At 42.4% G+C, this 8,007-nt stretch carries 10 protein-coding genes; 8 read left to right on the top strand and 2 right to left on the bottom strand.

Annotated elements, in window-relative coordinates; translation table 11 throughout:
* The 4 genes from J6U00_RS12155 to J6U00_RS12170 form a co-directional block, all read left to right on the top strand.
* Positions 1-557: carboxypeptidase regulatory-like domain-containing protein (locus tag J6U00_RS12155; protein ID WP_296582219.1), on the top strand; the 557-nt coding region annotated here is incomplete at its 5' end.
* Positions 558-560: 3 nt separating this feature from the next.
* A complete protein-coding gene (locus tag J6U00_RS12160) occupies positions 561-1,952 on the top strand; it encodes a peptidoglycan-binding protein (protein WP_296582221.1) in 1,392 nt (463 codons plus the stop codon).
* Between the two features lie 216 nt (positions 1,953-2,168).
* Positions 2,169-2,675 carry a peptidoglycan-binding protein gene (locus J6U00_RS12165; protein ID WP_296582224.1) on the top strand — a complete coding sequence of 169 codons (507 nt, stop codon included), beginning with the start codon at positions 2,169-2,171 and terminating at the stop codon, positions 2,673-2,675.
* 271 nt (positions 2,676-2,946) lie between these two features.
* Entirely contained in the window at positions 2,947-3,126 is a 180-nt protein-coding gene (locus J6U00_RS12170) for a hypothetical protein (RefSeq protein WP_296582225.1), read from the top strand.
* Positions 3,127-3,501: 375 nt separating this feature from the next.
* Here the strand turns inward: J6U00_RS12170 and J6U00_RS15200 are convergent, their stop codons facing one another.
* The gene (locus J6U00_RS15200) at positions 3,502-3,627 is read right to left on the bottom strand and encodes a hypothetical protein (protein ID WP_365718975.1); all 126 of its coding nucleotides are present in this window, start codon (positions 3,625-3,627) and stop codon (positions 3,502-3,504) included.
* Between J6U00_RS15200 and J6U00_RS15205 the strand changes: the two genes are divergently transcribed.
* Positions 3,604-3,750, top strand: coding sequence for an HNH endonuclease signature motif containing protein (locus J6U00_RS15205; protein WP_365718972.1), 147 nt, complete (start codon positions 3,604-3,606; stop codon positions 3,748-3,750). The two genes, J6U00_RS15200 and J6U00_RS15205, sit on opposite strands and share 24 nt — an antisense overlap.
* A 124-nt stretch (positions 3,751-3,874) precedes the next feature.
* On the opposite strand, the gene J6U00_RS12180 is transcribed toward J6U00_RS15205, so the two are convergent.
* Positions 3,875-5,056 (bottom strand): hypothetical protein, encoded by a 1,182-nt coding sequence (locus tag J6U00_RS12180; protein WP_296582227.1) that lies wholly within the window; start codon positions 5,054-5,056, stop codon positions 3,875-3,877.
* Positions 5,057-5,534: 478 nt separating this feature from the next.
* Here J6U00_RS12180 and J6U00_RS12185 point away from each other — a divergent pair, with 478 nt between their 5' ends.
* From J6U00_RS12185 to J6U00_RS12195, 3 genes are all read left to right on the top strand, one after another.
* On the top strand, positions 5,535-5,855 hold the full coding sequence (locus J6U00_RS12185) for a hypothetical protein (protein ID WP_296582228.1): 321 nt from the start codon (positions 5,535-5,537) through the stop codon (positions 5,853-5,855).
* 147 nt (positions 5,856-6,002) lie between these two features.
* Positions 6,003-7,637, top strand: a complete 1,635-nt coding sequence (locus J6U00_RS12190) for a glutamate--tRNA ligase family protein (protein ID WP_296582229.1) — start codon at positions 6,003-6,005, stop codon at positions 7,635-7,637.
* Between the two features lie 140 nt (positions 7,638-7,777).
* Positions 7,778-8,007, top strand: a 230-nt coding sequence (locus tag J6U00_RS12195; protein WP_296582230.1) for a class I tRNA ligase family protein, incomplete at its 3' end; no start/stop codon positions are given.

An 8,007-nucleotide genomic window follows, 5' to 3' on the forward strand; every position in this document is an offset into this window, starting at 1 on the left:
CAGCTTACGCAGATTTTTCAGATACCGGCAATGTGCCTGAGGACTATAACGATCGCTATCCAGAGCCGGACCTTTCTGACCTTGATACCGACTTCGGAACGGTTGACACAGAGGACGATGATCCGTCTGAGTATGACAGCGACGAGCTTCTTGGTGCAGAAAGAGGTTATATTCTAGTAAATGTGAGGACAGGTGACGATTCCTCGGCAGTTGATGGTGCTTCCGTGGAGGTAACGGCGATTGTTGACGGGAAAAGGCTGATACTTGCTTCGGGAGTGACCGACGAAAGCGGAGTTTCCCCAAGATTCTCCCTTCCTGTCCCGGATCTCGAGCATTCCCAGGTTCCGGGTTCAGAGGAACGACCATACAACCTTTTCGATGTGAGTGTGTACGCGGAGGGATTTTTCCGGGCGAGGAGCGTTGATGTCCCTGTATTTTCAGGAGTTACCTCGGTGCAGAATTTCAACCTGATACCCGTTCCACTGATGATGAATAGCAATGACGAGACTGTTACCTATTATAATGCAGAGCCGGATTTTAGCGGCGGAAAGGAGTGAGCCATGCTAACTGGTACACCCTTTATACCCGAAACAATAACTGTACATTTGGGTTTCCCGGATTCTCCGGCACCTAATGTAGAAGTGGACTTTCCGTCCTATGTAAAGAATGTGGCTTCCAGCGAGATATATCCAACATGGAACGTGAGCGCTCTTAGGGCTAATATATACGCTATTGTTTCCTTTGCTCTAAACCGTATCTATACAGAGTGGTACCGGTCAAGGGGCTATGACTTTGATATAACCGCAACTACACAGTACGATCAAAAGTTTATAAACGGCAGGGAGTACTTTGAGAATATCAGCTATCTCGTTGACGATCTGTTCAACGACTACGTAAGGAGAAAGGGAAGCATTGAACCCTTGTTTACTGCCTTCTGTAACGGCACTACCTCTACCTGTAACGGGCTTTCACAGTGGGGGACTCAGGCTCTTGCGGAGAAGGGATACGATTCCTTTGAGATACTGAAATACTACTATGGCGATGACATAGAGATAGTTAGCGACGCTCCAGTTAAAACTGCCATGCCGTCTTATCCGGGGACAGAGCTGAGAAATGGTTCCTTCGGAAACGACGTTAAGTTTGTACAGGTGTGGCTGAACCGGATATCCGGAAATTTCCCTGCGATACCTAAGATACCAGCTGCGGATGGCATATTTGATACTCCCACCGAAGCAGCTGTGAGGAAGTTTCAGCAGGTGTTCGGACTGGAGGAGACAGGTGCTGTTGATACAGCCACATGGTACAGGATAACATACATTTATACCAGCGTCAAGCACCTTGCAGAGTTGGATTCCGAGGGAGTTCGTTTTGAGGATATAATACCACGCTTCACCGAGGAGCTCAGTGTAGGTATGCAATCCATAGAGGTGAGTATGCTTCAATATTACCTTGCGGTAATAGGTGCTTACTATGAGGCGGTTATACCTGTGGAGATGACTGGATATTTCGGTGAGCAGACCGAGCGTTCTGTCAAATCCTTCCAGCGCGTTTTCGGGCTGCCGCAGACGGGTGTCGTCGATAGAGCCACCCGCAACGACCTTTATCGTGCGTATCAGGGTATAGTTGATAGCGTGCCGCCTAAATATACATACGTTGCACTCTATCCGGGAACAGTTCTCAGAGAGGGCGCCAGTGGTGATTCTGTGAAGATAATACAGCAGTATCTTACCTATATAAACAGGAGCTATACGAATATACCTGCTGTCAGTGACACAGGCTATTTCGGACCTCTTACAAAACAGTCCGTGACGGCTTTTCAGCGACAGTTCGGTGTTGACCCTACGGGCATAGTCGGAGCTGTAACATGGGACAGGATAGCAGAAGTATATTCAGATCTCCGTTATGGCTTCGACAAGCGTCCCTATCAGAATCCTGGCTATACTATCAAGTAACTGAGATTAATATTCGTTTTGAAAAAGACTTTCTATAAGGAGCTGGAATTAACACAAATAAAACGTAAAAGCCTTTAAATAAAAACAAGATACACCCAGAGATGGGTATTTTCTGGGACTAAAAGTATTGCTCACAGGAACTGAGTGCATGGCTTGTTACGCTTTTGCATGACAAAATATGAGTACCGAGTTTGAATTTGAACGGAGCTGATACTATTGCCATATACAGATGAACAGAAAAAGGAACATATCCGGGAGCTTCAGACCTATCTCTACGGTATATCCCTGTTTGATAGGAGGATACCGCAGGTGCTTCCTGACGGATTATACGACAAATACACGAAGCAGGCTGTTGAAGCTTTTCAACGAGCCTACGGGCTTCCCGAAACAGGTGAGACCGATACTGCCACATGGGACAGAATAGCTGCGATATATCGTGATTATCTTGAAAAGACGCCAGCTGCTTACCATGTCTTTCCGTCGAGGAGTTTCATGGTGTGCGAGGGCGACAGCGGGGAGCTTGTATATATAATTCAGGCTATGCTGTGGAAAGCTGCAGGACGTTTTGACAATATGCCTAGAGTGAAGGTCAGCGGTGAGTTCGACGGAGGGACGGCTAAGGCAGTTAGCTTTTTTAGAAGCTGTTGCGGCCTGTCGGACGAGGGAGCGGTGGACTGCCTTACATGGAATATGCTCGTACGCTTTCTTGAACAGAGAGTTTAGCGTTAGGCTTCATGGAAAGATTTTGTTAACAAATGATTAAACAAAAGCTGTCTGAAATAGTCCACCTAAAGATGAATATTTTTTGATGTTATATTATATATTCATAACTCGCTTGGGCGACATCAATAATACACACATGCAGAAACGGATAATAACATACGAAAAATCAAACTATTTCTTCATCACACCAATAAGACCGCAAGATGTTAAATTTTAAGTAAAGAAAGTAAAAACTATAAAAAATGCAATCAAAAGACTCTCGGCAATCGCAATGGCACTCACTCTTCTCAACACAGGAACAGCAGTTACAAAGTCAGTAGCATCACAAGCTACAAAACCAATAACGGCACAGGCTATCTGTCAATTCCATAATGGTACTTACGTACAGGGAGATTATATCAATAATAAATACTGGGACTCAAAAAACAAGTGCTGTAACCAGCCTGTATGAAATTGACTATTCTGTACTGTAAATATTCAAAGCTCCTCTGGGGTAATGTCATTAAGCTAACCGAATAAGTGAAAAATCAGGAGTATGTACGAAATTAAAACGTACATACTCCTTATAGTATTTATTGAAAAAAGGCAACACGAAAAGACAGATCAGAAATCTGCCTGAAAAATATTGACATAAGCAAAGAATTATGATAACCTGTAATTGAAGGGTATAAAGCCGTTGTAGGTATCCGCAGCGGCTTTTATTATGCCCGAAGGAGGTGTCGGCGATGCCGAGGAAGGCACTGAAACCGTGCAAGCCCCCGGCTGTCCGAGACTGACCGACGGTTCTTACTGCGACGAACACAAGTCCCTGCACTCAGACTGATCTTCAGCCGCCAAGCGTGGCTACGGCAGCAAGTGGCAGCGTGTCCGCAAGGCATACCTGCGGAAGCACCCGCTGTGCGTGAAGTGTCTGGCGCAGGGCAAGTATGTGACCGCAACGGTCGTTGACCATATCGTTCCGCACCTTGGTGACCATTACCTGATGTGGAGTGATACTAACTGGCAGGCGCTATGCAAGTCCTGTTATGATAAGAAAACCGGCACTGAGGACAGTAGACCGGTTTACTCATATTAATGGCTTGATATAGCTTTTCTTAAAAAATACAACGGATTCACGTTTGGAGTGTATTATTAATTGATATATTCAATTTTACCCATCAGGATATTCCGGATAAGCTTGCTTTGTTTTGTCGTTACACTTAACTATGGCTTTTGAAGATACTTTCCCATTCAAATTCCCAGTCATTAATCATTTCGTTGAAGACATATGTTTTGATTTGAATGTCGAAGCCGTTTTTTTGCCATATGATTTTACATAAATCACTAAAAACATATGTGCTATATTCGCCTTCGCGTATCTCAGTATATTTTTGTTTGAAAGCATCACCAACAAATGCATATCCGTCATAGTATTCTCCGAGATAAGCATAAGAACCATCATTTTCTATCTCATAGAACACATACTGACAGGTATCGTCCATAAAATGATCTTCCGCTACAGTGATATATAGCTTGTAATTACCATCGGGAGAATCATATTGATGGGCATAGTAATCAGGTGTGAATAATTCAAAATCGAATAATAAGCATATATCGTTTGTTGTTTCTCTGACCGTTTTGGGAACAGTTACCTGGAACAGAAGGATATTCTTTTTCTTTTTATATACCATAGGGTGAGATTTATACTGCTGATAAGTATAAAGACAGTAAATATTAGATTTTCTTATTATCTCCGGATCTATTCCATAATATTCGTTGATTTCCTCTCTTTCGAATATATCAAGGAATTTACCATGCAGATAATCACATACGGGTGGTATGAAATGAACTCCCTCACCGTATTCCTGTTCAAGTGTACCGAATATAACGTCACTTCCTTTGAAAAAGTTATCGTCATAGATATCGGTGTATTTCTGTATCTCATCATTATCGGTGCCGATATTTGCAAGGTAAGCTGTGAGCTCATCAGTTGAACTTATGAAAGCTGATTCTAATTCAGTCTTATCTGCTGTTTTAAGAATATCAACGCTGCTTACTTGTTTATAGGCTGTTTCTGGTGCTATAACTGCTTTCCTTAACTCTACAAGATCGAAAATGTCTGCGTTGCCGTCTAAATTGATGTCGAGATAATTTAATTCGTCGGAATAAACTATTGTATCTTTGTATCCTTCGGAACCGCGGAGAAACAGCATCATGGTTACCAGATCACCAACATTGAGTTCTTCATCGTTGTTTACATCGGCTAAATATCGTGTTTGCGAGATATTTAATACAGAATCATCTGAAGTATCAGGATAGAGCTTATCTTCGGCAGATACGCTAAAGGAGGAGAAGGAAAAAAATGTCAGTAATGAAATAATTACGGAAAGGATTTTTTTCATATTAATTCCCCCTTAATATAAGTCAGAAGGCGGATAAACTTTTCCTTATACAATCATATCATTAAAAAAGTATGAAATCTATGTTATTATATTGATTTTCAGTGAAAGCTTTTTTAATAAATAAAAACTACTTCCCGAATTTTCGGGAAGTATAAGTGGTGACTCATCAGTTTACGCTAGCTTAATGACATTATCCTCTGGGGGAGCTTTTTTATTCACGGACAAAGTATCCGCTTATAGTTATATCCACTGTTATACTTGTGTTTTGGAACGCTAACAAAATAATATATTTAAGCTAATATAGGTGTAGGAAAGGTCTTGACAAAAGATTATTTAAGTGAAGTAACAACCGCATGAACTTGCAATGAGTTCGCGCCCCCCTACGTCTGGAGTCAAAACATTTATGACAGACGTAGGTCTGTTTTGATTTACAGATTCATAAATGTACATTCATCATTTTTAAAGGAGAAGATGATTAATGAGCGAATTATGGGAAGTGCTTGAAGAATTATATGATGAATATTGGTTGAAGCGTGAAGAGGGAAAAAACGTGAAAAAAATGCGTTGGAAACAACATAGAATAATATTTTTGTTAACCTTAGTTGCTCTCTTTGTGGATAGCTTATTTTTAAAGATCTTTATTATTATCATAGAGCTAATTTATACTGTTTATTCCTCTATACAGTACCTGAATTACAAAAAAAATTATAAGAAAAAAATATATGATTACTATCACAATAACTCCAGATATGAAGACGATCATATTGAATACAGGAAGTATGACGAAAGACTGAGATAAAACCTATTAGCCTTTAGCTCTTAGCCATTAAATTTTTATTGGCTAAGGGATAAAGGCTTAATGTTTGACTTTACATCGGAAATGTGATATAATAATTTAAATGTGTCTGTCAGCAGACAGGCTTAGATAATGCAAAGGATTGATATTATGGACTATAAAGCACTTGCAGATTACCTTTTTCCCAATGTTAAGGCAACTCCTGAGGATATAGAAGCACGCTTCCCTGAAAGACAGCTTCCGGCAGGAGCTAATGTCACACGTATCGGACCCAGTCCTACAGGCTTCGTACATCTCGGCAATCTCTACAATGCCATTATCGGCGAGCGTATAGCTCACCAGTCACAGGGCGTTTTCTATCTGAGAATCGAGGACACCGACAACAAGCGCGAGGTCGAGGGAGCTGTAGAGACAGTTATAAACGCTATGGACTATTTCGGCGTTCACTTCGACGAGGGCGCTACAGCAGAGGGCGACAGTGGCAGCTATGGTCCCTACCGCCAGAGACAGCGTAAGGATATTTATCACGTATTCGCAAAGCTTCTCACTGAAAGAGGACTTGCTTATCCATGTTTCATGACAGCTGAGGAGATAGAGGCAGTACGTGAGCAGCAGACTGCAAATAAGGAAAATCCCGGAGTTTACGGTAAGTATGCAAAGTGTCGTGACCTCAGCCTTGATAAGATAAAGGCAAATATAGAAGCAGGCATGGAGTGGGTGCTCCGGTTCAGGGGTCAGGAGACCAATGAAACTATCGCCGTAGAGGATGCTATCCGTGGTAAGCTTGAAATGCCAAGAAATAATATGGATTTTGTTTTGCTTAAGAGCGATGGTATCCCTACATATCATTTTGCTCATGTAATAGACGACCATTTTATGCGCTCCACACATGTTATACGCGGAGAGGAGTGGATATCCTCACTTCCCATGCATGTAGAATTATTCAATACTCTCGGATGGAATCAACCAATATACTGCCATACCGCTACACTTATGAAAATGGACGGTGAGAGTAAGAGAAAGCTCTCAAAGAGAAAAGATCCTGAGCTTGCACTTGCTTACTACCAGCAAGAGGGTATAAGCAAGGACGCTGTATGGGAGTTCCTTCTCACCCTTCTTAATTCCAACTATGAGGAATGGCGCATTGCCAATCCGGAGGCGGACTATCACGAGTTCCCCTATACACTGGAGAAGATGTCGGTGTCAGGGGCACTTGTTGACCTTGATAAAATGAGGGATATATCCAAGAACGTAATATGCCGCATGACTGCAGAGCAGGTTCGTGACGGCTGGCTGGAATGGTGCAACGAGTATAACAAGGACTTTGCAGAGCTGATAAACAAGTATCCGGAGAGAACGCTTGCAGCCCTCAATGTTGGCAGAGGCGGCGAGAAGCCGAGACGTGATATTGAAACATGGAAGCAGGCTTGCGACTTCATGAGCTTCTATTACGATGAGTCCTTCAGGGTCACTGACAATATGCCAGAGGAGTGCGACGAGGCCACAGTAAAAGACTTCTTCGGAAGATATCTTTCAACTTATGACCATAATGACGATTCTGCGGCATGGTTCACCAAGGTTAAGGCTATAACAGAGGAAATGGGCTTTGCTGTAAAGCCAAAGGACTACAAGAAAAATCCCGAACAGTTCAGGGGAAGCATAGTACATATCACAAATATGCTCCGTATAGCCCTGACAGGACACGCAAACGCTCCTGATATCTGGGAAGTGAGCCATGTTCTTGGTGAGGAGATCACACGAAGAAGGCTTCAGGCTTTTTCTTAATTCGTAGAAATTAAAATGAATTTAATGTATGACCATTGGTCGTATATGTCTAGCGTTAGAGTTATAAATGACATTGCAGGGAATGGCGTCCTCGACGTCCCACCCGAAATATAAACGAATAATGTTAAGAGGAAAATAAGATGTCAGACAATAAAGAAAAGAAAAATTTTGAGATACCCCGTCCTGTGTTTCCGAAAAGAGCGGTAGTTACAGGCGGTATGCCCTATGGCAACAAGGAGCTACACTTCGGTCATGTCGGCGGTATGCTGGTATTTGCGGATACTTATGCACGTTTCCTGAGAGACCGTATCGGCAAAGAGAATGTTATATTTGTCAGCGGTACGGACTGCTATGGCTCTCCTATCGCAGA

The sequence above is a fragment of the Ruminococcus sp. genome, from assembly GCF_017650195.1.
In the GTDB taxonomy this organism is placed as follows: domain Bacteria; phylum Bacillota; class Clostridia; order Oscillospirales; family Ruminococcaceae; genus Ruminococcus.